Genomic DNA, 25,736 nt, shown 5'->3' on the forward strand with positions numbered 1-25,736 from the left:
GCCAGCCTACCGCCCGCGCGGCGACGTGCCCGACCGTGTGACGGCAGCCGGCGGCTCAGCCCAGGAACGACGCAGAGTCGAGGGTCGTGTACGCGACGACGTTCAGCCAGAAGACGGCCACGAGCGCGAGGCCGGTGAGCATCACGAGCAGCAGTTCGTGCGGGGAGCGCCGGTATCCGATCGCGAAGGCTCCGCCCCACACCAGGAGCGGGAACACGGCGGCGAAGATCCAGATGAACCACCCGAGAGCATTGAGGGTGAGGCCGGCGTCGGCGAACACGCCGAGCGTGGCGACGAGGTTGCCCACCGCGTTCCAGACGGCGTACGCGTAGAACAGCCCGACGACACCCGAGATCGCGGCCACGAGCCAGGTGGGCGTCTTGCCGCGTCTCGCGACCGGGGGCGCAGCATCCGTCATCTCATCGCTCATTGTCCGATCGCCCCGATCATCACGAAGGGCCATGGCAGGAGCAGCACCACTCCCGCCGCGAGCCACGCGAACCGCACCCAGGCGCGCGACGAGCGGGTGAGCAGCAGGGTCGTGGCGAACCACAGCAGCGGGGCGAGCACCGCGAGCCACAGACTCCCCTGGTACATCACGTCCATCACGAGGTACTGCGCCTTGCCCTGCAGGCGCAGGCCGCCGATCAGCCAGCCGATCGCGTAGAGGGTGTACACGCCGCCGAGCACGCCGAACGCGATCAGCGCGCCGTTGCCCATCGGCTGGCGGTCGCGCGTTGCCGCCGGAGCGTGGGAAGGCGTCTTTGAGACGGATGCTGCGACCGGCGCGTCCGCGGAGCCCAGCGTCTCGCTGCCCTTGCCGACGGCGGTGAAACCCTTCGGGAGTTCAGCCGGGGAGGAGTGGGCCGAAGTCTCGGACCCGTCCCCCTCATCGCTGGCCGCGCCGTGGTCGAGCGTGGGATCGTCGTCGCCGTCCCAGGTGAGGGCGTCGTCGTCGCGTCCGGTCGTCACGTTCTCAGCGTAGTGCCGCGGCTCCGCACGCCCGGGCGCCACCCGCGCAGGGAGCGGCACCCGGGCCTGCGTCGGTCATTCGAAGAGCCGCAGCATCAGCGTGTGCCAGGTCACCGGACCCACGATCCCGTCGACGGGCGGCGCGAACAGCTGCTGGAACTCGCGGACGGCGGCGTCGGTGGCCGGGCCGAAATCACCGTCGACGGTGAGCCCGGCGAGGAGCGTCTGCACCGCCCGCACGGCCTCGCCCTCAGCCCCGCCGGGGCCATCGCCCTGCTTCACGGCGAGGATGAGGCTCGGCCAGTCGAGCTGGCCGAGAGTGGTCGAGATCTCGACGGCGCGCAGCGTCTGCTGGAAGGTCTTCACCGCCTGCCCGCTCTCTGGACCGAACGCGCCGTCCGCGGCGATGGTCGCACCGCGCGCACGCAACAGGTGCTGCGCAGCGAGGACGCGCCAGTTCGTGGCCTGCGACGAACCCTGCTTCACGAGGGCCCACGGGCGCTCGCCCGGCAGGAACGTGCTGAAGAACGACCAGGTCTCGCGGCCGGCGATACCGTCGATGGTGAGGCCCCACGACTCCTGGAAGAACTCGACGCGCTCTTTCGTGATCGGGCCGAAGTCCCCGTCCACGACCAGCGGGTCCTCCCCCGGCGATCGCACGAGTCCGAACTGCTGCACGGCGCGCACCGCGTCGCCGGTCGACCCCTGCTGCACCGCGATGACGAGCTCGGGCCACGTCACGGGTCCGACGATGCCGTCTGCCGGCACGCCCTGCGCGGTCTGGAATGCCGTGACCGCCGCAGTGGTCGCGGGATCGTACGTTCCGGTGACGGCCACGGCATGGCCGTGCGCTCGCAGGAGGTACTGGATGCCGGGGACGATCGCTGCCGACGATCCCGGTCCGACGGTGCTCCACGGCTCGACGTTCATGACGGCTCCTCTGCTCTGGGTCGATCGGGGCTCTGCGCCCCTCACGCTTTCGAGGCGTGCCGCTCGTGCCCTGATACCTCAGCCGTGCACGAGGGTGACGGCATCCGTCTCCACCGCCTTCGAGTGCTGGAGCGCCAGCTGCACGGCGAACGCATCGTCCTCCTCGGTGTAGCGGTGCTGCAGCCCCTGCGCAAGGATCCGCCACGGTCGTTCGTTCGACGGGGTCGCCGCAGCGCCGTCGTCGGGAAGGAACTGCGTGTAGTCGTACGGATGGCTCGCGGTCGCGCCGAGCGGCACCGAGAAGGTGTCGACGGCCAGCACACCGGCGGCGAGATCGAGCTGAAGCAGCCGCTGGAACCCCGTCGCCCGCTCCCCCGTCGGGGTGCGGAACTCCTGGTAGTCACCGAGCGCCTCGAGCACGGTGTGTCCGGGGATGCCCCCGGCGTTCTCGGTGACGATCGCGCCGAGCCCGTGGAAGTGCCCTGACAGCACGAGCACGACGTTGCGGTTCGGCGCGACGACCTGTTCCCAGAGCAGATCGCCGTGAGAGACCCACCGTGACGTGGTCGAACGCTCCGCGTCGTCCTCGGCGGACGCTGGCGTGAGGTGCTCGTGCGTCGAGATGACGATGTTCGCGTCCCGGTGAGCCGCCACCACGTCTTCGGCCCACGCGATCTCGCGTTCGCCGTATGCGTACGGCAGCGAGATCATCACGAACCTCGCACCGCCCGCCTCGAACGACGACCAGTTCGCACTGTTGTCGTCGGCCGTGAGCGATCCGCCGAACCACGGCTGCTCCCGGTAGCGCTCGGGGCCGAAGTACTCGTTGAACAGATCGTTGCTCACGCCGCGCTTGTTGTCGTGGTTGCCCGGGAGCACGCTGTTGGCGATGCCGTTGTCATCGAGCACGCCCTGCAGCCGCGACGCCACCTCGTACTCGCGGCGGGCACGCTCCTCTGTCTGGCCCGGATCGACCCAGTTCTGGATGAGGTCGCCCGTGTGCGTGACGAAGGCGAGTTTGCGCGCCTCGGCGTTCTGGGCGAGCCACGCCACCTCGCCGGCGTACACCTCGGGGTACGCCTCCGAGTAGTACTGCGTGTCGGTGATGTGCCCGAGTGCGAGGTCGTAGTCCGAGGGGTCCGCCAGTCCTTCCGCTGTGACGGCCCGCGACTCCGCGGCCGGCACGACCTGCACCAGCAGGTCGGCGGCGCCGTCGACGATCTCCTCCGCACGTACGAGGCCCTCGAGCCTCACTGCGGCGGTGGCGGCGGCATCCGTCCCCGTCGCCGCGCCCGCGGCGTGGTCGAGTGCCCGCCAACCCGCCTGGCGTGCCGTTCCCGACTCCGGCACCCACACCGAAAGACGCACCTCCGCGCGCCCGACGGTGCGACCTCTCCACGAGACGGCGCCGCCGCCCTCGGGAAGTCGAACCCGCATCCGCACATAAGGCAGGTCGTATGCGTCGTCGCGCGCGGTCGGCTCCGTTGCGGGAACCTCCCGCTCGCCTGGTGCGCTGCGGCTCGTGAGGGGCGAGAGCGAAGACCCGGCATGGGCCGCGATCACCTCCAGGGGCACCCCGTCCCCGCCCTGTGGAGTGGATACGGATGCTGCGGCCCGGCCGATCGCGGACTCTCCCGCGTCCGAACGGGCCCGCTCGAGCGCGCGCTCGATCACCTCGTCCGCGGACACCGCGCGGGTTCCGGCGAGGACGCCGGGACTCGCGGCGGCGGGCACGAAGTCGCTCGCGTCGTCGCCGGTGAACGCGGCGCGCTGCAGCGTCTCTCCCCGCAGTCGGTCGACCGCGAACGTCGACAGGGCGAGTCCCTTCGTGCACGGGCTCTCCCGGTCCACGCTGCTGTCCATTTCGTTGCGGTGGTAGACGCCGACGCTGTCGACGCGGCGTCCGGAGGCGTCCTGCACCCAGACCCCCGCTCCCGCCAGCTCGAGCGCATCGTCATAGGCGGCATCCGCGGTGTCGGCGGCGGGGGTGCCCGCGAGGGCGGCCGTCCACGTCTCGTCGGGACCGAGCACCGTTCCGGACGGCACCACGGCGAGGTCGGCGAACCGCCGGAACCCGTCGGCCCCGCACGCGATGAGCGTCCACCCCGAGATGTCCACCTCACTCGCGTCGAAGTTCGCGAGCTCGACGAAGTTGCGTCGCGGCATCCCGGCGATCTCCGGGTCCGTCGCGATCTCGCTGACCGCGACGCCTGGCCGGTCGCCGTACGCGGACGCCGCGCTGGCTGCCGCGCCGGCAGCAGAGCGCAGTGCGTTCGGTTCGCCGGGCGTGCGGACCGCGATCGTGAATCCACCGTCCGCCCGTCGCTGCCAGCTCTGACCGGTGCGGTAGTCCAGCGTCGAAGGGAGCTTGTCGCGACCGGTCTGGCAGGCGGTGTCCTCCCAGGACGACACCCCGATCCCGTCGACCCGGCGCCCGTCCGCGGCGACGAGGAGGGCGCCGTATGCGGTGTCGGCGAGAGAGGTGGCCACGCGGACGTGCGGCTGTCCCGCGAACGCGGGACCCCCGACCACGAGGCGCCCGCCCGGCGCCAGCGCCGTGTCTGCGCCGAACACGTGCTGGAGCGCCGCGGTCGGCGCGGCTCCGGTCGCGGTGCAGCGGTACAGCCGCCAGCCGCCGAGGTCCACGGCGGTCATGCCGTCGTTGACGAGTTCGACGAAGTCGTCGCCATGGCCGGCCGGCCCCGCCGCGGCGATCTCGGAGACCCTCACCGATGCTCCCGAGGCCTCCGCGAGCCGGTTCGGTTCGCCGGGGGTCCCGACCGCGCGCACCCATCGTCCGTCGCCGGACGATCCGGCACGCTGCCAGCTCTCGCCCAGCGCCGCGGCGGTGGTGACGGGAAGCTCGACACCCCCGCCGCACTCCGACATGGTCGGCGCGGGGTCATCCGAGTAGGCCGCGAGCGCGTCGACGGTCTCGCCCGATGGGGCGATGAGGATGAGCCCGTATCCGCGCTCCGCGAGGCGCGCAGTGGGGAACGCGCGCCGCTCCCCCGCGGCGAGGATGATGCCGCCGAGATCGGCCTCGGGATCCGACGGGCGGGAGCGCAGCCCCTCCTCGTCGCAGTGGAACACCGTGTATCCGGTGAGGTCGACGGGGTGGTCGCCTGGATTCGCCAGCTCGAAGAATCCGGAGGCCGGCCCTCGGGCGCCCGCAGGCGACACCTCGTCGATGGTGACGGCGCCCGTCGACGAAACGCCCCGCGGTGTCTCCGGCGCACCGGTGGGGCCACCCGTCGAAGCAGCGGTCCCGACGAGGATGAAGGATGCCGAAAGGAATGTGATCACACGGTTCGTGACGCGCACAAGCCGACCGTGACCGGGCGAGGTGAACCGGCGCGGGCACCCCGGTGCTCATCCGGTGTACGGCTGCGGGACGGTTGTCTCAGCCGGCGGCGGCGACGGCCTCCGCCACGAGCGCAGGGTCCGTCACGTCGTGCCCGGCTGAGCCGCCGCCCGGGCCGGATGGCGCACCGTGGCCGGCGCGCGATCGCGCGGAAAGGTGCACCGCGTCGACGCCGGCCGCGAACAGCGCCGGGATGTCGGCCGGCTGCACGCCGCCGCCCGCCATCACCTCGACGCCGCCCGAACGCGACGCGAACGCCGCCAGCGTCGCGAGGCCGTCGATGGAGCGCGGCGCTCCGCCCGAGGTGAGCACGCGGTCGACGTGCTCGGCCACCAGCGCGTCGAAGACGGCCGACGGTTCGGCGGCGGCGTCGACGGCGCGGTGGAAGACGAGGGTCGCCGGGCCCGCAGCCTCCCGCCATCGGCGCAGAGCGTCGACATCGAGACCGCCCGTGGAAGTCAGCGCGCCCACGACCACGCCGCCTGCGCCGCGATCGACGCACGCGCGGATGTCGGCCGACACGATGGCGACCTCTTCGGGTCCGTAGACGAACCCGCCGCCGCGCGGACGCACCAGCACGTTCACGGTCGAGGGGTCGACGGCGGACAGCACCGTCTCGAGCGTCGCGAGCGACGGCGTCAGCCCCCCGACGTCCAGTGCCTGGCACAGCTCGAGGCGCGCAGCTCCGGCGCCGATCGCGGCGCGAGCTCCGGCGGGGTCTTGGACGGCGATCTCGACGGGGCGCGGTGCAGGCATGTCGTGAGCCTAGTCCGGGCGCGCGCCGCGCCGCAGACACGGTGAGACCCGCCGTTCTCCCGGGCGGCGGGTCTCTACGGTTCACGAGAATCGCAGCTGCGGTGGTCTCGTGAAGAGGTGCCGGAACCACACGCCGAGGCCTGCGATGACGTGCGACGCCGGGCTCTCCGGCGTGATCGTCGCGCCGCGATCGGCGATGCTGTCGAGAATCTCGTTCTCGCGATCCAGGGCGGCCGCCCGCTCGCGATCGAGCCGGTCGGCCGTGAAGGTCAGGGTGTTCCCGTCCATGGCCGTTCCTTTCGTGATGCTCGCCCGGGTTGGCGAGGCTGTGTGATGTGAGTTGCGGTCGCGGTGCGGTGATACCCCGAGGGCGTGAACACCACGTCGCGGCGTCCGGTATCGGTATCGGGTGCGTCCGGTACGGATCCGGTACCGATGAGAGACGGATGCCGCCGACGCTCGTTTCCGCGGAGATCACGCTGCATCCATGCGGTGGCTTCATCGCGTGAGCGTTGAACGCTGCGTCCGCCCGCCCGAGAGGGGAATGACCGAAGGCCCGGCCCCGCGAACGGGAACCGGGCCTTCGGGTGAAGCGAGGATCAGCGCGCGGCAGACCCCTCGACGTAGTCCGCGTCCTGCTGCTTCCAGGCGAAGAGCGAACGCAGGTCCTTGCCGACCGACTCGATCGGGTGCGCGGCGGCCTTCTCGCGCAGTTCGAGGAACTCGACGGCGCCGTTGTCCTGGTCGTCGATGAAGCGCTTGGCGAACGCGCCCGACTGGATGTCGGCGAGCACCGCCTGCATGTTCTCCTTGACGTGCGGGTCGATGACGCGCGGGCCCGAGACGTAGTCGCCGTACTCGGCCGTGTCGGACACCGACCACCGCTGCTTGGCGATGCCGCCCTCCCACATGAGGTCGACGATGAGCTTCAGCTCGTGCAGCACCTCGAAGTACGCGATCTGCGGCTGGTAGCCCGCCTCGGTCAGGGTCTCGAAGCCGTACTGGACGAGCTGCGATACCCCGCCGCAGAGGACGGCCTGCTCGCCGAACAGGTCGGTCTCGGTCTCCTCGGTGAAGGTCGTCTTGATGACGCCGGCACGCGTGCCGCCGATGGCCTTCGCGTACGACAGCGCGGTCGCCCACGCGTTGCCGGTGGCGTCGCGCTCCACGGCGATGATGTCGGGGATGCCGCGGCCCGCGACGTACTCACGGCGCACCGTGTGGCCCGGGGCCTTCGGCGCGACGAGGATGACATCGACGCCCTCGGGTGCGTCGATGTAGCCGAAGCGGATGTTGAAGCCGTGCGCGAATGCGAGCGTCTTGCCCGGCGTCAGCTTGTCCTTGATGCTGTCGTTGTAGATCCCGCGCTGATGCTGGTCGGGTGCGAGGATCATGATGACGTCCGCCCACTCGGCCGCGTCGGCGACGGACTTCACCTCGAAGCCCTCGTCCTGCGCCTTCTCGATCGACTTCGAGCCGTCCTTGAGGGCGATGACGACCTCGACCCCCGAGTCGCGAAGGTTCTGGGCGTGCGCGTGACCCTGCGAGCCGTAGCCCACGATCGCCACCTTCTTGCCCTGGATGATGCTCAGGTCGGCATCGGCGTCGTAGAAGATCTCAGCCATCTTCGTGTTTCTCCTTGATTGATCGGTTCTGGAAGATACGGATGCGGCGACTCAGCCGCGCAGCACACGCTCGGTGATGCTCTTGCCGCCGCGGCCGATCGCGACGAGGCCGGACTGTGCCAGCTCCTTGATGCCGAACGGCTCGAGCGCGCGCAGGAACGCGTCGACCTTGCCCTTGTCGCCCGTCACCTCGACCACCAGCGCGTCGGGCGCGTAGTCGACGATCTGGCCGCGGAAGAGGTTCACGACCTCGAGCACGTTCGAGCGCGTCTGGTTGTCGGCGCGCACCTTCACGAGCATGTGCTCGCGCTGGACGGATGCCGCGGGGTCGAGTTCGACGATCTTGATGACGTTGATGAGCTTGTTGAGCTGCTTCGTGACCTGCTCGAGGGGAAGCTCATCGACGTCCACGACCACCGTGATGCGCGAGAGGCCGGGCACCTCGGTGACACCCACCGCGAGCGACTCGATGTTGAAGCCGCGCCGGGCGAACAGGCCGGCGACGCGGGTCAGCAGACCGGGCTTGTCCTCCACGAGGAGGCTCAGCACGTGACTCGTCATGTCTCAGTCCTCCTGCTCGTCGAAGGCGGGCGAGTGGTCCCGCGCGTACTGGACGAAACTGTTGCTCACGCCCTGCGGCACCATCGGCCACACCATCGCGTCGGCGCTCACGACGAAGTCGATGACGACGGGACGGTCGTTGGTCTCGAGCGCTGTCTGGATCGCAGCATCCACGTCCTCTTCCTTCTCGACGCGGATCGCGAGGCAGCCGTACGCCTCCGCCAGCTTCACGAAGTCGGGGATGCGCACCGTGCCGTGGCCGGTGTTGAGGTCGGTGTTCGAGTGGCGGCCGTCGTAGAACAGCGTCTGCCACTGGCGCACCATGCCCAGCGACGAGTTGTTGATGATCGCGACCTTGATCGGGATGTTGTTGATCGCGCAGGTGGCGAGCTCCTGATTGGTCATCTGGAAGCAGCCGTCGCCGTCGATCGCCCACACGACGCGGTCGGGCTCGGCGACCTTCGCGCCCATCGCCGCGGGCACCGAGTAGCCCATCGTGCCCGCACCGCCGGAGTTCAGCCAGGCGTTGGGGCGCTCGTACTTGATGAACTGCGCGGCCCACATCTGGTGCTGGCCGACTCCCGCGGCGTAGACGCCCTCGGGGCCGGTGAGCTCGCCGATGCGCTGGATCACGTACTGCGGCGCCATGTGGCCGTCGGTCGGCTGCGTGTACCCGAGCGGGAACTCGTCGCGCAGGCCGTCGAGGAACGACCACCACTCGGAGATGTCGGGCGCCGTGCCGCCGCTGACCGCACGGAACGCGACGTCGAGGTCGACGAGCACATCCTTGAGGTCGCCCACGATCGGCACGTCGGCGGTGCGGATCTTCGAGATCTCGGCGGGGTCGATGTCGACGTGCACGACCTTCGCGTGGGGCGCGAACAGCGCGGCCTTGCCCGTGACGCGGTCGTCGAAGCGGGCGCCGAGGGCGACGATGAGGTCGGCCTCCTGCAGCGCGAGCACCGCCGGCACCGTGCCGTGCATGCCGGGCATGCCCAGGTGCTGCGCGTGCGAGTCCGGGAAAGCGCCGCGGGCCATGAGGGTCGTGACCACCGGCGCGCCCGTCGTCTCGGCGAGCGAACGGAGCTCGTCGGAGGCGCGAGCACGGATCACTCCGCCGCCGACGTACAGCACGGGCTTCTTGGCGTCGGCGATGAGCTGAGCCGCGGCCTGGATCTGCTTGCCGTGCGCCTTGGTCACGGGGCGGTAGCCCGGCAGGTCGATGTTCGGGGGCCACACGAACGGCACCTCGGCCTGCTGCGCATCCTTCGTGATGTCGACGAGCACGGGGCCGGGACGCCCGGTCGACGCGATCTCGAACGCGGCAGCGATCGCGCCGGGGATGTCCTCCGCGCGCTTGACCAGGAACGAGTGCTTGGTGATCGGCATCGTGATTCCCACGATGTCGGCCTCCTGGAACGCGTCGGTCCCCATGAGGGTGGAGAAGACCTGGCCGGTGATGCACACGATCGGCACGGAGTCCATGTACGCGTCGGCGATGGCGGTGACGAGGTTCGTGGCGCCAGGGCCGGACGTCGCGAGCGCGACGCCGACACGACCGGATGCCGCGGCGTACCCCTCGGCGGCGTGACCGGCGCCCTGCTCGTGACGGACAAGGATGTGGCGCACGGATTCGTCATCCATGAGCGGGTCGTAGACGGGCATGATCGCCCCGCCGGGAAGACCGAAGACGTCGGTCACCCCGAGCAGGTCGAGCGATCGGACGACCGCTTCCGCGCCCGTGAGCACGGGCGTCGAGGCGGTGCGGGCTGGCGGCCGGGGAACGGCCGCGGCGGTGTCGGCTGACATGGTGAATTCCTCTGAAGTGGGCCGGAGGGGATGTCGGAAGCCAGGCTCAACCGGTGGTCGCGCCCTCCGCAGCGGAGCGCACGAGTCGGGAGTACTTGGCAAGGACGCCACGGGTATAGCGCGGGGGAAGCGGCTCCCAGCCAGAGCGGCGGGAGTCAAGCTCGGACTCGTCGACGAGTAGGTCGAGAGTGCGAGCCGCGATATCGACCCGTATCAGATCACCATCGCGCACGAAGGCGATCGGACCTGCGTCCACCGCTTCGGGAGCTATGTGGCCGATGCACAGGCCGGTTGTGCCGCCTGAGAATCTGCCGTCCGTCAAGAGTAGTACATCTTTTCCCAGCCCAGCGCCCTTGATGGCCGCGGTGATCGCGAGCATCTCGCGCATGCCCGGCCCGCCCTTGGGGCCCTCGTAACGGATGACCACGACGTCGCCCGCCGCGATCTCACCGGCCTCGAGGGCGTCCATCGCGGCACGCTCCCGCTCGAACACGCGCGCGGGGCCTTCGAAGACGTCGGCGTCGAACCCGGCGGACTTGACGACGGCGCCCTCGGGAGCGATCGAGCCGTGCAGGATCGTGATGCCCCCCTTGGCGTGTATCGGGTCGTCGAACGAGTGGATGACGGTGCCGTCGACCGGGTCGGGGTCCAGGTCGGCGAGGTTCTCGGCGAGCGTCTTGCCCGTGACGGTCAGCGCATCGCCGTGCAGCAGGCCCTCGTCGAGCATCGCCTTCATGATGACCGGGATGCCGCCATGGCGGTCGACGTCGTTCATGACGTACTTGCCGAACGGCTTCATGTCGGCCACGTGCGGCACCCTGTCGCCGATGCGGTTGAAGTCGTGCAGGCTGAGGTCGACGTCGGCCTCGCGCGCGATCGCGAGCAGGTGCAGAACGACATTGGTCGAGCCGCCCAGCGCCATCGCCAGGGCGATCGCGTTCTCGAACGCCTCCTTGGTGAGGATGTCGCGCGTCGTGATCCCCTGTCGCAGCAGGTTGACGACCGCCTCGCCGGAGCGATGCGCGAAATAGTCGCGGCGACGGTCGGCCGAAGGCGGTGCGGCCGAGCCCGGCAGGCTGAGGCCGAGCGCCTCGGCGACGGAGGCCATCGTGTTGGCCGTGTACATGCCGCCGCACGCACCCTCGCCGGGAGCGATCGCGCACTCGATCCGCTTGAGGTCGGCTTCGCTCATCTTGCCTGCGAGGCACGCGCCCACCGCCTCGAACGAGTCGATGATGGTGACGTCCTTCTCGGTGCCGTCCGAGAGCTTGACCCAGCCGGGCGCGATCGAGCCGGCGTAGAGGAAGACACTGGACAGGTCGAGGCGCGCCGATGCCATCAGCATGCCGGGGATCGACTTGTCGCAGCCGGCGAGCAGCACCGAGCCGTCGAGGCGCTCGGCCATGATGACGGTCTCGACCGAGTCGGCGATCACCTCGCGCGAGACGAGCGAGAAGTGCATGCCCTCGTGGCCCATCGAGATGCCGTCCGACACCGAGATGGTGCCGAACTGGAGGGGGTATCCGCCGCCGGCGTGAACGCCCTCCTTGGCGCCCTGCGCGAGCCGGTCGAGACTCAGGTTGCAGGGGGTGATCTCGTTCCAGCTCGACGCGATGCCGATCTGCGGCTTGTCCCAGTCCGCGTCGCCCATGCCGACGGCGCGGAGCATGCCGCGCGATGTCGTCGCTTCGATGCCGTCGGTGACGACGCGACTGCGGGGCTTGATGTCGATGGAGTTGTCAGCAAGCGAATCGGGCTGGGCCATTGGTTCAGTGTATTCCCGCACAGCGACTCGCTCGCCCCGAGTGACGGAGCCGGGGCCCCCGACCTATGCCCGGCTCAGCGAACGCGCGGCTGCGAGCTGCTGCAACAGGGCCGCGAGAGCCGTGATGTCGGCTACCCGCACCCTGGCGGAGGTCTGCCCCTCCCCCACGCGCACACCGACGTCTCCCTCTCCGAGGCTCGCCAGCGCGTCCTCGTCCGTGACGTCGTCGCCGGCGAAGAGCACGGCGGTCGCGGCGACGCGCTCGCGCAGTTCGGCGATCGCGGAGTCCTTGCCCTCGTGCCGGAACGCGAACTCGACGATGCTGTGCCCGGTGCGGCGGCGCCAGTGCGGCGCCTCGGCCGCGACGATCTCGTCGACGAGGCGATTCGCCTCGGCGGCCGCTTCGGCCGTGGCGCGCCGTGTGTGCACGCCGAACCCGAAGGTCTTCGGCTCGATCCAGACGCCCTCCAGGTGCCGGGTGGCGTCTTCCGCGTGGCCCCGCAGCGCGTCGCGCAGGGCGACACCCGCCTCGTCTTCGCCGTGGCTCGCGATGCCCTCGCCCGGAATCCAGAACTCCGCGCCGTGCGACCCGGCGAGCAGCACCCTCGAACCGTCGTCGTGCTCGGCGATGACCCGGAGATCCACGAGGCTCCGCCCCGACACGAACGCGACGATCGTGTCAGGCGTCGCGACCAGCGCGTCCACGGCGTCGCGGGCGGCGGGCAGCATCCGCGCATCCATCGGCTCGTCCTCGAGCGGCGACAGCGTGCCGTCGAAATCGAGGGCGACGAGCAGGCGATCGGCTGCTGCGAGCCGGGCGATCGCGTCGTCCGCTGCGGTCATGCGTCGGCCTTCACGGGCTTGCTCGCACGCGCGGCGTCGAGCGCGTCGAGGAAGGACCGCGACCAGCTGGCCACGTCGCTTTCGACGACCTTCTTGCGCAGCGCCCGCATGCGGCGGCCCTGCTCGGCGGCCGGCATCTCGATCGCGCGCATGATCGCCTCCTTCATCCCGTGGATGTCGTGCGGATTGATGCGTATGGCGCTCGGAAGCTCGTCGGCGGCGCCGGCGAACTCGCTCAGCACCAGTACGCCGCGATTGTCGGTGCGCGCTGCGACGTACTCCTTGGCGACGAGGTTCATCCCGTCACGCAATGCCGTCACGAGCATGACGTCGGCGGCGCGGAACAGCGCCACCATCTCTTCGCGCGGGTACGCCTGGTGCAGGTAGCGGATGGCGGTGTGCCCCATCGTGTCGTGGTCGCCGTTGATACGGCCGACGGTGAGCTCGATCTCATCACGCAGCTGCATGTACGCCTCGACGCGTTCACGGCTCGGGCTCGCGACCTGCACGAGGGTGACGTCCTCGACGTCGATCCGGCCGTCCTCGAGGAGCTCGCCGAACGCCTTCAGACGGTGGCGGATGCCCTTCGTATAGTCGAGCCGGTCGACACCGAGCAGGATCTTCTTCGGATTTCCGAGGCTCTCGCGGATCTCGGCCGCGCGGGCCATGATGTCGGGGCGCCCGGCGAGCTCGATGTACGAGCCGGTGTCGATCGAGATCGGGAACGCCTTCGCGAGCGCGTTCCGGGTCGAGCCGTCCGGCTCGGGAACCGCGATACCGGTCGCCTTCGTCTGGTAACGAAGCTGCCGGCGCACGGCGCGCGCGAAGTTGCCGGCGTCCGCCACGCGCTGGAAGCCGATGACGTCGGCGCCCAGCAGGCCCTCGAGCACCTGACGTCGCCATGGCAGCTGCGAGTAGAGCCCGTATGCCGGGAAGGGAATGTGGTGGAAGTAGCCGATGGTGAGGTCGGGGCGGGCTTCGCGCAGCATCTGGGGCACCAACTGCAGCTGGTAGTCCTGCACCCACACCGTGCCCCCCTCGGCGGCGACGCCTGCAGCTGCCTCGGCGAAGCGGCGGTTCACTTTGACGTACGCATCCCACCACAGACGCCGGTACCGCGGCGCCGCGATCACGTCGTGGTAGAGAGGCCAGAACGTGTCGTTCGACATGCCTTCGTAGTAGAGCTCGACCTCTTCCGCGCTCAGCGACACCGGGACCAGTTGCGTGCCTTCGAACTCGAACGGCTCGACCTCGATGTCGGGCTGGCCGGGCCAGCCCACCCAGGCTCCGTCGGCGCGCCGCATCACCGGCTCGAGGGCCGTCACGAGCCCTCCGGGCGACCGACGCCAGTCCTGCTCATCAGCGGCGTCGACGACCCGGTCGACGGGGAGGCGGTTGGCGACGACGACGAGTTGGGCGGCGGGCGGGACGGGCTCTGTCACGCGGTCTCCTGACGGTTTCGTGGACTCGGCACGCCCAGGCTAACAGCGCCGCTCTCGCCCCCGGCGCGCCTTGACGAGGCGCACGGCGCTGTGTCAAGGGGCGCGATGCCGGGATGCGTCGCGCTAACGTGGGCCCATGCGCAAGTACCTCTTCGGCACCGGCATCCTTACCGCGATCACGGGCGGGCTGACGCTGATGAGAGGGCTCCGCGAGAACGAGCCGTTCACCTGGCGCATGGCGCTCGCGTGGCTCAGCTGGGGCATCTCCCTGGCGCTCGCGATCGGCGCGATCGTCGACGTCCGCCGCGCCTCGCGCGGCGAGCTCATCGCGAACGACTCCCCCGTCCACGGACGCGAGAAGAAGCTGCTCCGGCGCCGCATCGAGTCCTGAGCCAGGAGCGCCACGAGACCGGCCGGGTCTCGTGGCGCTTCCGCATCACGTGCTCTCAGCGCGTGAGGATGAGCGCGTCTCCCTGACCGCCGCCACCGCAGAGCGCGACCGCCGCCGTGCCACCGCCGCGGCGGACCAGCTCGTGCACGGCGTGCACGACGAGGCGGTTGCCGGATGCGCCGATCGGGTGTCCGATCGCGATGCCGCCGCCGTGCGGGTTGACCACGTCGTCGGGCAGGCCGAGCTCCGCCTGCGAGCGCACCACCACCGCTGCGAACGCCTCGTTGATCTCCACGATGTCGAGGTCGCCCGCGGCGATGCCCTGCTTGGCCAGTGCCTTCTCGATCGCGCGCGCGGGCTGCGAGTGCAGCGAGTTGTCGGGGCCGGCGACCTGACCGGACGCACCGACGACCGCGAGCACGTCCCAGCCGTTCTCATCGGCGTGCGAGCGCGTGGTCAGGACGACTGCGGACGCGCCGTCCGAGATCTGCGACGAGTTGCCCGCCGTGATCGACCCGCCGGATGTGAAGGCAGGCCGAAGGCCCGCGAGCGTTTCGACGGTGGTCTCCGGGCGGACCCCCTCGTCCTTCGTCACGACGACCGGGGCGCCCTTGCGCTGCGGGATCTCGACAGGGACGATCTCGGCGTCGAACACGCCCTCGGTCTGCGCGGTCGCCGCACGCTGGTGCGACCTGGCGGCGACAGCATCCTGAGCTTCTCTCGTCACTTCGAGCCGATCGTTGTGCCGCTCGGTCGACGCGCCCATGCTCTCGCGGTCGTACGCGTCGGTGAGGCCGTCATAGGCCATATGGTCGAGCACCTCGATCGAGCCGTACGCCCAGCCGTCGCGCGAGCCCATGAGCAGGTGCGGGGCGCGGGTCATCGACTCCATTCCGGCGGCGACCACGACGGTCGCGTCGCCCACGGCGAGCATGCGCGCGCCGTCGATGATGGCCGTGAGCCCGGAGAGGCACACCTTGTTGACCGATCCGGAGTGGACGTCCCAGGCGATTCCGGCGCCCACCGCCGCCTGGCGCGCGGGATTCTGCCCGGATCCGGCCGGGAGCACCTGGCCGACGAGCACCGCGTCCACGGCGTCGGCGGGGATGCCGCCCTTCTCCAGTGCGCCCTTGATCGCGGCGCTGCCCAGCTGCACCGCGGTGAGCGGAGCCAGCTGCCCCTTCAGCCGCCCCTGCGGTGTGCGCGCAGCGGCGACGATGACGACGTCGTCGTGGTTCATGCTTCGATTCTCTCTCCGACGGCGACCGTCAGCTCCGGTTCGGTCGCCGCGATGACCTCTTCCACCGTGACGCCGGGGGCCGTCTCGACCAGCACGAGTCCGGCATCCGTCACATCGATGACCGCCAGGTCCGTGATGATGCGGTCGACGACGCCGCGCCCGGTGAGGGGCAGCGAGCACTCGTTCACGATCTTGGCCGAGCCGTCTTTCGCGACGTGCTCCATGAGCACGATGAGCTTCGCGGCGCCGTGCACCAGGTCCATTGCGCCGCCGGGGCCCTTCACCATCTTCCCGGGGATCATCCAGTTCGCGAGGTCGCCCGTGGCCGACACCTGCATCGCGCCGAGGATCGCGGCGTCGATCTTGCCGCCGCGGATCATGCCGAAGCTCGTCGCCGAGTCGAAGAAGGCGGAACCCGGCAGCGTCGTCACCGTCTCCTTGCCGGCGTTGATGAGATCGGGGTCGACCTTCTCCTCGGTCGGGTACGGGCCGACGCCGAGGATGCCGTTCTCCGACTGCAGCACGACCGTCACGTCGTCGGGCACGAAGTTGGGCACCAGTGTCGGCAGGCCGATGCCCAAGTTCACGTACGCGCCGTCGGCGAGCTCCCGGGCCGCGCGCGCGGCCATCTCGTTGCGGGTGAGGGGCACGTCAGGCTCCTTCCGGCATCTCGCGCGATGCGGCCTGCGCGACGCTGACCGTGCGCCGTTCGATGCGCTTCTCGATGTCGGGTCCGACCTCCACGATGCGGTGCACGTAGATGCCGGGGAGATGGATGCTGTCGGCATCGAGTTCGCCCGGTTCGACGAGCTCCTCGACCTGGGCGATGCAGACGCGACCCGCCATGGCGGCGAGCGGGTTGAAGTTGCGGGCGGCCTTGTTGAAGACGAGGTTGCCGTGGCGGTCGCCCTTCCACGCGTGCACGAGGGCGAAGTCCGTGACGATCGCCTCCTCCAGCACGTAGTCGCGCGGGGCGCCCGACACGTCGAAGGTGCGCACGTCCTTGACCGGGGACGCGACCGCGATGCTGCCGTCGGCGGCATAGCGGCGCGGTAGCCCGCCCTCGGCGACCTGCGTGCCGACACCGGTCTGCGTGTAGAACGCGGCGATGCCCGAGCCGCCGGCCCGGAGCTTCTCGGCGAGCGTGCCCTGCGGCGTCAGCTCGAGCTCGAGCTCCCCCGACAGGAACTGCCGCTCGAACTCCTTGTTCTCCCCGACATACGACGAGGTCATCTTGCGGATCCGCTTGGCGTTCAGCAGGATGCCGAGCCCCCAGTCGTCGACGCCGCAGTTGTTGCTGACGATGCTGAGGTCGCTCGTGCCCTGCGCGAGCAGCGCCTCGATGAGTGCGATGGGGTTGCCGGAGAGCCCGAACCCTCCCACCGCGAGGGACGCGCCGTCGGGGATGTCGGCGACGGCCTCGGCCGCCGATCCCCAGGTCTTGTCGATCATTCTGCTCCTTTGCATTCCGGTCGCTCGATGTCCATCCTGCGGCTCCGAGGGCGACCGCACCACTTCCCCGCTTGCCATGTGGCCGCCCAGCCCCGTAGCGTCCATATTGTGGACACCACCGCCCAGCGCAGCGTTCCCGGAGCCCAGTCGGTCGCTCGCGCGGCCCAGCTCCTGCGCCTGGTGACGTCAGGAGGAAACGACGGGATGCCGGTGGCCGAGCTCGCTCGCCGCGCCGGTCTCACGCGCCCCACGACGCACCGCCTGCTCACCGCGCTGCGCCACGAAGGCCTGGTCGATCAGGATGAGCGCAGCGGGCGATGGATGCCCGGGCCCGAGCTGTATCTGATGGGCACGGTCGCGGCATCCCGCTACGACATCACCGCGGTCGCGCGCGACATCGTGCGCTCGCTGGCGGTGCGCACCGAAGAGAGCGCGTTCCTCTCGGTGCGCCGCGGCGACGAGACGGTGTGCCTCCTGCGCGAGGAGGGGAGCTTTCCGATCCGCTCATTCGTGCTCTCGGAGGGCGTGCGGTTCCCACTCGGCGTCGCCTCGGCCGGTCTCGCGATCCTGTCGTTCCTGCCACCCCACGATGTGGACGCCTACTTCGAGCGTCACCCCGACCTTCCGCGCGAATGGGGTGTCGCCCACAGCGTGCAACGCCTGCGCACCCGCCTGCGCGACACGCAGGAGCGCGGCTACGCCGTGAATCCCGGGCTCATCGTCGAGGGCTCCTACGGCATAGGCGCCGCGGTCTTCACGCGCGAGGGCCACCCGCAGTGGGCGCTGAGCCTCACCGGCGTCGAGTTCCGCTTCGGTCCGGACCGCCTCCCCGAGCTCGGCCGCACGCTGCTCGCGCACGCGCACCAGCTCACCACCCGCATCGCCGCATCGCGCTGACCGGTTCCCTCGGCGTCTTCGCTCACCTGTCACAAAGCGCTGCCCACCACGACAGATCGTGACAGGTGAGCATCAGCGACCCAACCCCGGATTTCGCTCACCTGTCACAAAGCGCTGCGCGCTACGACAAATCGCGACAGGTGAGCATCACTGGGCGGGAACCGCCGAGAGCTCCTCGCGGATCGCGGCGGCGACCACGTCGGCACCTGCGGGAGACATGACGATCGTGTAGTGGTTGAATCCCTCGACCCGCTCGTGCTCGACCGCGGGGTGCTCCGCGAGCAGCCGGTCCAGGTGCTCCGGGGCGTACAGGCCGGGCGGCTCGTTCTGCAGGCCGCGCGGCACGGTGATGAGGCGGGTCGGATGCTGCAGCCCGGCCAGCGCTGCCGGCAGCGACGTGCCTGTGTTCATGTCGACGGTGTCGTCCGCGGTCGTCGTGTAGCTGGTCGCCGGGCGGAACCCACCGGCGCCGTCGTCCACCAGGTCGTAGGCGAGGTAGCGCTCGAGTTCGGGCGTCCATACGCCGGTGAACGCCGGATGCTGCCGCCAGAAGTCGAGGTACTCCCCCGTGCCCGCGAACCTCATCGACAGACGCGCCGCCGTGGGACCGAGAATGCCCGCGACGAGTTCGTCGGTGCTGAGCCCAGCCGGGACATCGAGCGGCAGCCCGCCGTCGACGAGCAGCAGCCGCGACACGCACTCGGGGTTCAGGTGCGCGAACACGACGGACACGAACCCGCCCATCGAGTGCCCCACGACCACCGTGCGCTCGATCCCGAGCGCATCCAGCAGCGCTGCGAGGTCTGCGGCGTGAGCGGCCATCCCCGCGGCGCCCTCGATGCCGTTGCTGCGTCCGCGTCCTCGGAGGTCGGGTGCGACGACGCGGACCCTCGGCAGGCGGTCCACGACGAACGGCCACGCGAGGTGCGACGCCGTGACGCCGTGCACCAGCAGCACGGTAGGAGCGTCGGCTGCAGCATCCGCAGGCTCCCACACACCTGCGCGGAGCGCGCCGCCGTCGACGGGGACATCGATCGTCCGATACGCGTGGCTCATCGCGCGGTCCATCCGCCGTCCATCGTGTACGAGGCGCCCGTGACCATGCCGGCCCTGTCCGACACGAGCCACCCCGCGAGAGAGGCGACCTCGTCGGCCTCCACGAGCCGCTTCACGGCACTCTCGGTGAGCATGATCTTCTCGACGACCTCGCTCTCGGCGATGCCGTGGACCTTGGCTTGATCGGTGATCTGCTTCTCGACGAGCGGGGTTCGCACGTAGGCAGGGTTGATGCAGTTGCTCGTCACACCGTGCGGTGCTCCTTCGAGGGCGGTCACCTTCGACAGCCCCTCGAGTCCGTGCTTCGCCGAGACGTACGCCGACTTGAAGGCGCTCGCCCGCAGGCCGTGCGCGCTCGAGATGTTGACGACGCGTCCCCAGCCCCGCTCGTACATCGCCGGCAGCGCCGCGCGGATGAGCAGGAACGGCGACTCGAGCATGAGCCGCACGATGAGCCGGAACACGTCCGGGTCGAACTCGGCGATCGGCGCGACGCGCTGGATCCCGGCGTTGTTCACGAGGATGTCGACGTCGAGCGTCAGGTCGTCGAGTGCGGCGGTGTCGGCGAGGTCGACGACCCACGGCTCACCGCCGACGGCGGTGGCAGCATCCGTCGCGGCATCGGCGTTCAGATCCGCGATGACGACGTGCGCGCCGCGCGCAGCGAATTCGTGGGCGCACGCGAGGCCGATGCCGCTCGCCCCACCGGTGACCATCGCGCGCTTGCCCGCGAGATCCTTCTCCACCGTCACTCCGTCTCTCCCGCTCGCGGCGCGAGCGCGTTGTCGATGAACCGGGTCATGCCGGCGAACACGACCGGGTCGAGCTGTGCAGGCGGCTTGCCGTCGGCGTCACGCTCCCAGAGCAGGAATCGCATGCCGATGAGCTCGCCCATGCCCATGAGGGCCCAGGCCGTCGTCTCGGGGTCCAGGGCGCGGTCGACGTCACCGGTCGCCTGCGCGGCGCGCAGTCCGGCCTCGTAACCCTCGACGATGCGCGTGTAGTGCGTGCGCAGCACCTCGGGCGAGACGAACTCGGCTTCGCGCACGACGCGATACAGAGCCGGGTGCGCCGCCGTGAACCGGAAGAAACCTGCGAAGCCCGCACGCTCCGCCTCGAGGCGACCGGATGCCCCGGCCATCGCCTCCGACATCGAGTGGCGCACGCGGCGGTTGAGGTCGAGCACGAGCGCCTCGAAGATCGCCTGCTTGCTGTCGAAGTACAGGTAGAACGTGCCGAGACCGATTCCCGCGCGCTCGGTGATCTTGACGATGGATGCCTCGTGGTAGCCCTGCTCGGCGAACACGAGCTCCGCTGCCTCGAGCAGGCGGCGCCTCGTCGCCTCGCCCCGCTTGGTGAGCGGGCGCCCCGTGGCGGACGACACCAGCTCCTCTTCCCGGTCGACGATTTCATCGGACATGCTCATCGGGATTCCCCCTTCGTACGCTCGCGCACCACTGCGGGCGCGCGCTCCCCAGCACGATCTTCCTGGTCCCGGAGCGGTTCGACCAGCAGCCTCGCCTCGTCGCGAAGACGCGATCGTGCGAGCTTCTCGATCGTCGACCGCGGCAGCGTGTCGACGATCGCCACATGGACCGGGATCTTGAAGGCCGCAAGGTTGCGCCGCGCGTGCGCGAGCACCTCGTCTGCCGAGAGCGCGGCTCCGCCGGCGGGCACCACGAACGCGACCCCGCGCTCGCCCCACACCGCGTCCGGCACGCCCACGACGGCGGCCGCCTCCACAAGCGGGTGCAGGCAGAGGGCGTGTTCGACCTCCGCCGGGGCGACGTTCTCGCCACCCGAGATGAAGATGTCCTTGAGTCGGTCGACGATGCGGTAGACGCCGGACGCGTCGCGCGATGCGAGATCGCCGGTGCGCAGCCACTCGCCGCTCATCGCGCGGGCGGTCGCGTCGTCGTCGCCGAGGTAGCCGGCGAAGACGCTCGGACCACGCACCCACAGCTCGCCGGTGGCCTCGCCCTCCAGCGCGAGCTCCGACGCCGGGTCGACGATGCGCACCGACACGTGGGGGTAGGGCCGGCCGACCGCGCCCGGCGCCCCGGCCGCTTCCGCGGCGGGCAGGTGCAGAACATTGGGCGCCGCCTCAGTGAGCCCGTAGCCCTGCGTCAGCGGGACGCCCCGCGCCGTCCACGCCTCCTGCAGCGATGCCGGCATCGTGGCGCCGCCGACCAGGGCGAGGCGCAGGGATGAGGCATCCGTCTGCCGCCACTCGCGGTCTCCCGCGAGCAGCGCGTACTGCGTCGGCACGCCCATCATCGCGGTGACCTGCCTGTCCTCGATCAGCCGCAGTACGCGCGCCGGCTGGAACGAGCGCTCGAGCACGACGGTCGCTCCGACCCACCACGCCAGGAGCGGCTGGCAGTTCCACGCGGCGACGTGGAACTGCGGGAGCATCGCGAGCACGACGTCGTCCTGCGTGAGCGGCAGCGCCTGCGCGAGGGCGAGATTGTTCCAGAAGCAGTTGGCGTTCGTCAGCACGACGCCCTTGGGCGCGGCCTCGCTGCCCGACGTGAAGATGACGAGCAGCGGGTCGTCGTCGCGCACCGGCCGGCGCGCCATGGGGCTCACCGCGCGAGGAACGGATGCTTCGACCCCTGTGGTTCCGAGCGCCGCGGCGCGCGGCATCCCGTCCGCGAGGCGCAGCGCCTCGCCGGCGAGCGCTGCGTGCTCGTCCTCGATCAGCACCAGAGCCGGAGCGGACCGGGTGAGCACCTCGGCGAGCTCGCGCGGAGTGAGCCGCCACGACAGCGGCACGAAGGCGACGCCCGCGATCGCGCACGCGAAGAACGCCACGACGTGGTCGGTGGAGTTGCCCGACACCGTCGCCACGCGAGCGCCGGGCCCGTAGCCCGCCTGCCGCAGCGCCTCGGCCAGTTCCGTCGCGCGGGCCGCCAGCGTCGCATAGTCCACCGTCACGCCGCGGTCGTCGATGGCGATGCGCCCCGGCGAGCGCGTCGCCCGGTCGACGATCCACCGGCCGATCGTGTGCGGTCCGTCGTCGAGGTCGGGGTCGGCGGTCCGGCTCATGCGCGCACCTCCGCCGGCGCGTCGGCCGTCTCGGGTGCCAGCTCGGCGTCGTCGAGCTGCCGCAGCGACCCGCGCACCTTCTCGCCGCGGCGGCGCCGGACCGCAGCGTCGAGCGTTCCCGCGATACCGCCCGGGAGGAACATCACCACGACGATGAAGAGCACTCCGAAAAGGAACAGCGGCTCCGACAGCGGAATCCGCAGCACGTCGGGAAGCCCGGCGATGGCGTCGGAGCCGGCGAACACCGTGAGTCGCTGATCGAGCAGCGTGTAAAGCACACCGCCCACGATGGCACCCCAGCGGAATCCGACGCCACCCAGCACCACCATCACCAGGACGGTGATCGTGAGGTCGGCCGACACGGACCGCGGGACGGTGCCCGACTGCAGCAGCATGTACGCCACGCCGGCGAGACTGGCGAGCCCCGCGGCGATGACGAACACGATGAGTCGCACGCGGTACGGCGAGAGCCCGAGCACGCGCACGCGCCGCTCGTTCTCGCGCGTCGCCCGGGCGAGGTGCCCCAGACGCGAGGTGTCGACCCACAGCACCACGAGATACACCACCACGAGCACGACAAGCGTGAACCAGTACAGGTTGCGCGTGTTCACGACCCCGATGAGGAAGTCGGGCACCTGCGCCGTGTTGAGGCTGAGCCCCTCCTCGCCGCCGGTGACCTGCGAGTTGCGGCGCACGAGCACCGAGCCGGCCTGCGCGAACGCCAGCGTCACCATCGCGAACGGGATGCCCGAGACCCGCATCGACACGGCGCCGGTCACGAGCGCGATCACCATGCCGCCGATCAACGCGATGAAGACGCCGGGCCAGAGCGGCACGCCGAAGTGCTCGAGCGCGATGCCCAGCCCGTAGGCGCCGGCGCCGAAGTAGAGAGCGTGGCCGAAGGACAGCATCCCTCCTGAGCCGAGCAGCAGGTTGTACGACAGCGCGAGCGCCGCGAACACCATGCACAGCGAGAGCAGCGCGAGCGTTCCCGGCATGTACGTCGGTGTGGGCAGGATGCCCGGCAGCGAGAGGTTGAGCAGCGGCAGCGCCGCCATGAAAGCGACGAGCAGGACGCCGACAACGGCGGGAATGAAGCGACGGATGCTGCGCGAGGAGGCGGCATGCGGGCCCTGAGCCTGTCGAAGGGTCATGCCTTCCTCCCGAGGAGTCCGGTCGGGCGCACCAGCAGCACGAGCGCCAGCAGGATGACGACGATGAAGTCGCCGGTGCCGCCGAGGTAGAAATTGGCGAACTGCTGCAGCACCGCGACCAGCACGGATGCGACCGCGGCACCGGTGAGCGAGCCGAGGCCGCCGACGACGGTGACGATGAACGCGAAGATGAGGAGCGTCTGTCCGAGGTGCGCCGACACGAATGTCGAGTAGTGCATCGCGAGCACCCCGCCGATTCCCGCCGCCGCGCCGCCGATCGCGAAGACCAGGGTGAACGAGCGCCGCACGTCGATGCCGAGCGCCGTCACCATCGAGCGGTTCTCGACGCCGGCGCGGATGATCATGCCGTAGCGCGTCTTCTGCAGGAACAGCACGAGGGCGGCCAGCACGAGCACCGCGGCGATCATCAGCACCCAGTAGGTGTTCGGGATGCGGGCGCCGAGCACGTTCGTCGTCTGCGTGAGCCACGGGGGTCCGCCGATGTGGATGGGGTCGGTGCCCCAGATCCCCTCGAAGAGCGCGACGGAGGCGAACGACAGGCCGACCGTCACCAGCACCTGCTCGATATGCCGCTCGTAGAGCGGGCGGATGAGCACGAACTCGGTGAGCGTCGCGAACACGGCGCCCACGCCCGCGCCGACGACGACGGACAGCAGGAACGATCCCCACGATTCGGTGCCGAGCGCCTGCGCGACCATGAAGCCCATGAACGCGCTCAGCGTGAGGAACGCGCCGTGCGCGAAGTTGAGCACGTGCATGAGTCCGTAGATGAGGCTCAGCCCGCTCGCGACCAGGAAGTAGAGGGCGCCCAGACCGACGCCGGTGATGAGGGTGAGGACGAGGGTGCTCATGCAGCGTGCTCCACGTGGACGCCGAGGAGGCGGCGGGTGAGGTCCTCATCGTCGAGGATGTCGCGCGCCTTGCCGACGTGCGCGACGCGCCCGCCGGCGATGACGACGGCGTCGTCGGCCAGGCGGCGCACGACCTCCAGGTTCTGTTCGACCAGGAGGATCGGAACGGACGTCGACGCCTCCTGGAGGGCCTCGGCGACCTCGGCGACGATCTTCGGGGCGAGGCCCTTGGTGGGCTCGTCGACGAGCAGCAGCCGGTTGTCGTTGAGCAGTGCCCGCGCGACCGACACCATCTGCTGCTGGCCGCCGGAGAGCGTGCCGGCCTGCTGATCGCGACGGGCGACGAGGTCGGGGAAGAGGTGCGCCACGAACTCGTGTCGCGGGTTGCGCTGTCGCTCCGCGAGAGCAAGGTTCTCGGCGACGGTGAGCTTCGAGAAGACCTCGCGGTCCTCAGGGACGTACCCGACGCCGCGCCGCACGATGCGGTGCGTCGGCAGGCCGTCGATGCGCTCGCCGGCGAGCGTCACCTCACCGCGACGCGCCATGAGCCCGAGGATGCCGCGCAGCGACGACGTCTTGCCGACACCGTTGCGGCCGAGCACCGCCGTGATGCCGGTGGCGGGCACGTCGAACGAGACGTCCTCCACGACCTGCTGACCCGCGATGGTGCACCGAAGGTTCCGTACGGTGAGAATGGCGGCGCTGGCCGCGCCGCCCCTGGCATCGATGCTGCTCATGCCGCCTCCCCCGCCGATCCGGTGCCGAGGTACGCGCTCTGCACGAGAGGGTCGTCCATGATCCGCTGCGGCGTGTCATAGGCGATGATCGTGCCGAAATACATGACTGCGACCTTCTCGACGAGCCCCATGAGGACGTCGATATGGTGTTCCACCATCAGCAGGGTGCAGCCCTTCTCGCGCTGCATCTGGCGGATGTTGTCGACGAGCCCGGCGACGTCGCCCGAGGCGACGCCCGCCATGGGCTCGTCGAGCAGCACGATGCTCGCCTCGGTGGCCAGCAGCACCGCGATCTCGAGCTTGCGCTTGTCGCCGTGCGAGATGTCGCCCGCGAGCGCGCCACGCTTGTGACTGAGCCCGACGGCCTCGAGCTTGTCCAGCGCGACCTCCGTGGCGGCATCCGTCCGCTTCGGGAAATGCAGGAGCGAGCCCGAGCCGCCGAGCGGCACCTGGGCGGCCACACGCACATTCTCGAGCACGGACAGCTTGGGGAACAGGCTCGAGGTCTGGAAGGTGCGCCCCAGTCCCGCCCGCGCCCGCGCGGGCACCGACGCCGTCGTGATGTCTCGGTCGTCGAGCACGACGCGGCCGGCAGTGGGCTTCATGAGCCCGGAGATCACATTGAAGAGCGTGGTCTTGCCGGCGCCGTTCGGACCGATGACGCCCACGAGGGAGCCCGCGTCGACGTCGAGTTCGACGTCCTTCAGGATCGTCGCGCCGCCGATCTGCAGGCCGAGGCCCTCGATCTTCAGCGGAGATCCGCGGCGTGCGGACTCCGCGACGGGTGCGGACGGGACTGTGGTGTTCATCGTTTCGCGAAGC

At 70.3% G+C, this 25,736-nt stretch carries 24 protein-coding genes and 1 pseudogene; 2 read left to right on the plus strand and 23 right to left on the minus strand.

The window, feature by feature from the left end:
• Nucleotides 1–55: 55 nt before the first annotated feature.
• The 12 genes and pseudogenes from MRBLWH3_RS13990 to MRBLWH3_RS14045 form a co-directional block, all read right to left on the minus strand.
• Nucleotides 56–430, minus strand: coding sequence for a bacitracin resistance protein (locus MRBLWH3_RS13990; RefSeq protein ID WP_363433041.1), 375 nt, complete (start codon nt 428–430; stop codon nt 56–58).
• Nucleotides 427–972: a DNA polymerase III subunit gamma/tau gene (locus tag MRBLWH3_RS13995; RefSeq protein ID WP_363433044.1), complete on the minus strand. Its 546-nt coding sequence runs from the start codon at nt 970–972 to the stop codon at nt 427–429. The genes MRBLWH3_RS13990 and MRBLWH3_RS13995 overlap by 4 nt, the downstream gene beginning before the upstream one ends.
• A 75-nt stretch (nt 973–1,047) precedes the next feature.
• Nucleotides 1,048–1,902 carry a peptidoglycan-binding domain-containing protein gene (locus tag MRBLWH3_RS14000; RefSeq protein ID WP_363433047.1) on the minus strand — a complete coding sequence of 285 codons (855 nt, stop codon included), beginning with the start codon at nt 1,900–1,902 and terminating at the stop codon, nt 1,048–1,050.
• Nucleotides 1,903–1,980: 78 nt separating this feature from the next.
• Complete coding sequence (locus MRBLWH3_RS14005) at nt 1,981–5,208, minus strand: lamin tail domain-containing protein (RefSeq protein ID WP_363433050.1); 3,228 nt, start codon at nt 5,206–5,208, stop codon at nt 1,981–1,983.
• A 97-nt stretch (nt 5,209–5,305) separates the two neighbouring features.
• Nucleotides 5,306–6,022 (minus strand): copper homeostasis protein CutC, encoded by a 717-nt coding sequence (locus MRBLWH3_RS14010; protein WP_363433052.1) that lies wholly within the window; start codon nt 6,020–6,022, stop codon nt 5,306–5,308.
• Nucleotides 6,023–6,103: 81 nt separating this feature from the next.
• Complete coding sequence (locus MRBLWH3_RS14015) at nt 6,104–6,310, minus strand: hypothetical protein (RefSeq protein ID WP_363433055.1); 207 nt, start codon at nt 6,308–6,310, stop codon at nt 6,104–6,106.
• A gap of 311 nt (nt 6,311–6,621) precedes the next feature.
• Nucleotides 6,622–7,665, minus strand: a pseudogene (ilvC, locus tag MRBLWH3_RS14020) (ketol-acid reductoisomerase); the annotation flags it as partial.
• 33 nt (nt 7,666–7,698) lie between these two features.
• The gene (gene ilvN, locus MRBLWH3_RS14025; protein WP_045297961.1) at nt 7,699–8,208 is read right to left on the minus strand and encodes an acetolactate synthase small subunit; all 510 of its coding nucleotides are present in this window, start codon (nt 8,206–8,208) and stop codon (nt 7,699–7,701) included.
• A 3-nt stretch (nt 8,209–8,211) separates the two neighbouring features.
• On the minus strand, nt 8,212–10,017 hold the full coding sequence (locus MRBLWH3_RS14030) for an acetolactate synthase large subunit (protein WP_363433058.1): 1,806 nt from the start codon (nt 10,015–10,017) through the stop codon (nt 8,212–8,214).
• 46 nt (nt 10,018–10,063) lie between these two features.
• Nucleotides 10,064–11,782, minus strand: a complete 1,719-nt coding sequence (gene ilvD, locus MRBLWH3_RS14035) for a dihydroxy-acid dehydratase (protein WP_363433060.1) — start codon at nt 11,780–11,782, stop codon at nt 10,064–10,066.
• A gap of 63 nt (nt 11,783–11,845) precedes the next feature.
• Entirely contained in the window at nt 11,846–12,625 is a 780-nt protein-coding gene (gene otsB / locus MRBLWH3_RS14040) for a trehalose-phosphatase (protein WP_363433064.1), read from the minus strand.
• The gene (locus tag MRBLWH3_RS14045) at nt 12,622–14,067 is read right to left on the minus strand and encodes an alpha,alpha-trehalose-phosphate synthase (UDP-forming) (RefSeq protein WP_363433067.1); all 1,446 of its coding nucleotides are present in this window, start codon (nt 14,065–14,067) and stop codon (nt 12,622–12,624) included. Before MRBLWH3_RS14045 ends, otsB begins: the two co-directional genes overlap by 4 nt.
• 136 nt (nt 14,068–14,203) lie before the next feature.
• Between MRBLWH3_RS14045 and MRBLWH3_RS14050 the strand changes: the two genes are divergently transcribed.
• A complete protein-coding gene (locus MRBLWH3_RS14050; RefSeq protein ID WP_363433070.1) occupies nt 14,204–14,458 on the plus strand; it encodes a hypothetical protein in 255 nt (84 codons plus the stop codon).
• 55 nt (nt 14,459–14,513) lie between these two features.
• Here the strand turns inward: MRBLWH3_RS14050 and MRBLWH3_RS14055 are convergent, their stop codons facing one another.
• Genes MRBLWH3_RS14055 through MRBLWH3_RS14065 form a run of 3 tightly spaced genes read right to left on the minus strand, consistent with a single transcriptional unit; the run spans nt 14,514 to nt 17,150 of the window.
• Nucleotides 14,514–15,698, minus strand: coding sequence for an acetyl-CoA C-acetyltransferase (locus MRBLWH3_RS14055; protein ID WP_363433073.1), 1,185 nt, complete (start codon nt 15,696–15,698; stop codon nt 14,514–14,516).
• Nucleotides 15,695–16,348 (minus strand): CoA transferase subunit B, encoded by a 654-nt coding sequence (locus MRBLWH3_RS14060; RefSeq protein ID WP_363433076.1) that lies wholly within the window; start codon nt 16,346–16,348, stop codon nt 15,695–15,697. Before MRBLWH3_RS14060 ends, MRBLWH3_RS14055 begins: the two co-directional genes overlap by 4 nt.
• Before the next feature lies 1 nt (nt 16,349).
• Complete coding sequence (locus tag MRBLWH3_RS14065; RefSeq protein WP_363433078.1) at nt 16,350–17,150, minus strand: CoA transferase subunit A; 801 nt, start codon at nt 17,148–17,150, stop codon at nt 16,350–16,352.
• A gap of 108 nt (nt 17,151–17,258) precedes the next feature.
• Here MRBLWH3_RS14065 and MRBLWH3_RS14070 point away from each other — a divergent pair, with 108 nt between their 5' ends.
• The gene (locus MRBLWH3_RS14070) at nt 17,259–18,047 is read left to right on the plus strand and encodes an IclR family transcriptional regulator (protein ID WP_363433081.1); all 789 of its coding nucleotides are present in this window, start codon (nt 17,259–17,261) and stop codon (nt 18,045–18,047) included.
• Between the two features lie 147 nt (nt 18,048–18,194).
• On the opposite strand, the gene MRBLWH3_RS14075 is transcribed toward MRBLWH3_RS14070, so the two are convergent.
• Genes MRBLWH3_RS14075 through MRBLWH3_RS14110 form a run of 8 tightly spaced genes read right to left on the minus strand, consistent with a single transcriptional unit; the run spans nt 18,195 to nt 25,723 of the window.
• Nucleotides 18,195–19,103 carry an alpha/beta hydrolase gene (locus MRBLWH3_RS14075; RefSeq protein ID WP_363433084.1) on the minus strand — a complete coding sequence of 303 codons (909 nt, stop codon included), beginning with the start codon at nt 19,101–19,103 and terminating at the stop codon, nt 18,195–18,197.
• Nucleotides 19,100–19,819, minus strand: a complete 720-nt coding sequence (locus tag MRBLWH3_RS14080) for a 3-hydroxybutyrate dehydrogenase (RefSeq protein ID WP_363435518.1) — start codon at nt 19,817–19,819, stop codon at nt 19,100–19,102. The genes MRBLWH3_RS14075 and MRBLWH3_RS14080 overlap by 4 nt, the downstream gene beginning before the upstream one ends.
• Nucleotides 19,820–19,851: 32 nt before the next feature.
• Nucleotides 19,852–20,529 (minus strand): TetR/AcrR family transcriptional regulator, encoded by a 678-nt coding sequence (locus MRBLWH3_RS14085; protein ID WP_414685372.1) that lies wholly within the window; start codon nt 20,527–20,529, stop codon nt 19,852–19,854.
• Nucleotides 20,526–22,151 (minus strand): class I adenylate-forming enzyme family protein, encoded by a 1,626-nt coding sequence (locus MRBLWH3_RS14090; RefSeq protein ID WP_363433086.1) that lies wholly within the window; start codon nt 22,149–22,151, stop codon nt 20,526–20,528. Before MRBLWH3_RS14090 ends, MRBLWH3_RS14085 begins: the two co-directional genes overlap by 4 nt.
• On the minus strand, nt 22,148–23,305 hold the full coding sequence (locus MRBLWH3_RS14095) for a branched-chain amino acid ABC transporter permease (RefSeq protein ID WP_414685373.1): 1,158 nt from the start codon (nt 23,303–23,305) through the stop codon (nt 22,148–22,150). Before MRBLWH3_RS14095 ends, MRBLWH3_RS14090 begins: the two co-directional genes overlap by 4 nt.
• Nucleotides 23,302–24,177: a branched-chain amino acid ABC transporter permease gene (locus MRBLWH3_RS14100; protein ID WP_363433088.1), complete on the minus strand. Its 876-nt coding sequence runs from the start codon at nt 24,175–24,177 to the stop codon at nt 23,302–23,304. Before MRBLWH3_RS14100 ends, MRBLWH3_RS14095 begins: the two co-directional genes overlap by 4 nt.
• Nucleotides 24,174–24,914 carry an ABC transporter ATP-binding protein gene (locus MRBLWH3_RS14105; RefSeq protein WP_363433091.1) on the minus strand — a complete coding sequence of 247 codons (741 nt, stop codon included), beginning with the start codon at nt 24,912–24,914 and terminating at the stop codon, nt 24,174–24,176. Before MRBLWH3_RS14105 ends, MRBLWH3_RS14100 begins: the two co-directional genes overlap by 4 nt.
• Nucleotides 24,911–25,723: an ABC transporter ATP-binding protein gene (locus MRBLWH3_RS14110; RefSeq protein WP_363433093.1), complete on the minus strand. Its 813-nt coding sequence runs from the start codon at nt 25,721–25,723 to the stop codon at nt 24,911–24,913. The genes MRBLWH3_RS14105 and MRBLWH3_RS14110 overlap by 4 nt, the downstream gene beginning before the upstream one ends.
• Between the last annotated feature and the right edge of the window lie 13 nt (nt 25,724–25,736).

It is taken from the genome of Microbacterium sp. LWH3-1.2, assembly GCF_040675855.1.
Classification (GTDB): Bacteria; Actinomycetota; Actinomycetes; order Actinomycetales; family Microbacteriaceae; genus Microbacterium.

Excerpts from the sequence above, each read along its gene's own strand:
- MRBLWH3_RS13990 (WP_363433041.1), bottom strand. The coding sequence starts at position 430 with ATGAGCGATGAGATGACGGATGCTGCGCCCCCGGTCGCGAGACGCGGC.
- MRBLWH3_RS14000 (WP_363433047.1), bottom strand. The coding sequence starts at position 1,902 with ATGAACGTCGAGCCGTGGAGCACCGTCGGACCGGGATCGTCGGCAGCG.
- MRBLWH3_RS14010 (WP_363433052.1), bottom strand. The coding sequence starts at position 6,022 with ATGCCTGCACCGCGCCCCGTCGAGATCGCCGTCCAAGACCCCGCCGGA.
- MRBLWH3_RS14015 (WP_363433055.1), bottom strand. The coding sequence starts at position 6,310 with ATGGACGGGAACACCCTGACCTTCACGGCCGACCGGCTCGATCGCGAG.
- ilvN (WP_045297961.1), bottom strand. The coding sequence starts at position 8,208 with ATGACGAGTCACGTGCTGAGCCTCCTCGTGGAGGACAAGCCCGGTCTG.
- MRBLWH3_RS14030 (WP_363433058.1), bottom strand. The coding sequence starts at position 10,017 with ATGTCAGCCGACACCGCCGCGGCCGTTCCCCGGCCGCCAGCCCGCACC.
- ilvD (WP_363433060.1), bottom strand. The coding sequence starts at position 11,782 with ATGGCCCAGCCCGATTCGCTTGCTGACAACTCCATCGACATCAAGCCC.
- otsB (WP_363433064.1), bottom strand. The coding sequence starts at position 12,625 with ATGACCGCAGCGGACGACGCGATCGCCCGGCTCGCAGCAGCCGATCGC.
- MRBLWH3_RS14050 (WP_363433070.1), top strand. The coding sequence starts at position 14,204 with ATGCGCAAGTACCTCTTCGGCACCGGCATCCTTACCGCGATCACGGGC.
- MRBLWH3_RS14055 (WP_363433073.1), bottom strand. The coding sequence starts at position 15,698 with ATGAACCACGACGACGTCGTCATCGTCGCCGCTGCGCGCACACCGCAG.
- MRBLWH3_RS14065 (WP_363433078.1), bottom strand. The coding sequence starts at position 17,150 with ATGATCGACAAGACCTGGGGATCGGCGGCCGAGGCCGTCGCCGACATC.
- MRBLWH3_RS14075 (WP_363433084.1), bottom strand. The coding sequence starts at position 19,103 with ATGAGCCACGCGTATCGGACGATCGATGTCCCCGTCGACGGCGGCGCG.
- MRBLWH3_RS14080 (WP_363435518.1), bottom strand. The coding sequence starts at position 19,819 with ATGGTCACCGGTGGGGCGAGCGGCATCGGCCTCGCGTGCGCCCACGAA.
- MRBLWH3_RS14085 (WP_414685372.1), bottom strand. The coding sequence starts at position 20,529 with ATGAGCATGTCCGATGAAATCGTCGACCGGGAAGAGGAGCTGGTGTCG.
- MRBLWH3_RS14090 (WP_363433086.1), bottom strand. The coding sequence starts at position 22,151 with ATGAGCCGGACCGCCGACCCCGACCTCGACGACGGACCGCACACGATC.
- MRBLWH3_RS14095 (WP_414685373.1), bottom strand. The coding sequence starts at position 23,305 with ATGACCCTTCGACAGGCTCAGGGCCCGCATGCCGCCTCCTCGCGCAGC.
- MRBLWH3_RS14100 (WP_363433088.1), bottom strand. The coding sequence starts at position 24,177 with ATGAGCACCCTCGTCCTCACCCTCATCACCGGCGTCGGTCTGGGCGCC.
- MRBLWH3_RS14105 (WP_363433091.1), bottom strand. The coding sequence starts at position 24,914 with ATGAGCAGCATCGATGCCAGGGGCGGCGCGGCCAGCGCCGCCATTCTC.
- MRBLWH3_RS14110 (WP_363433093.1), bottom strand. The coding sequence starts at position 25,723 with ATGAACACCACAGTCCCGTCCGCACCCGTCGCGGAGTCCGCACGCCGC.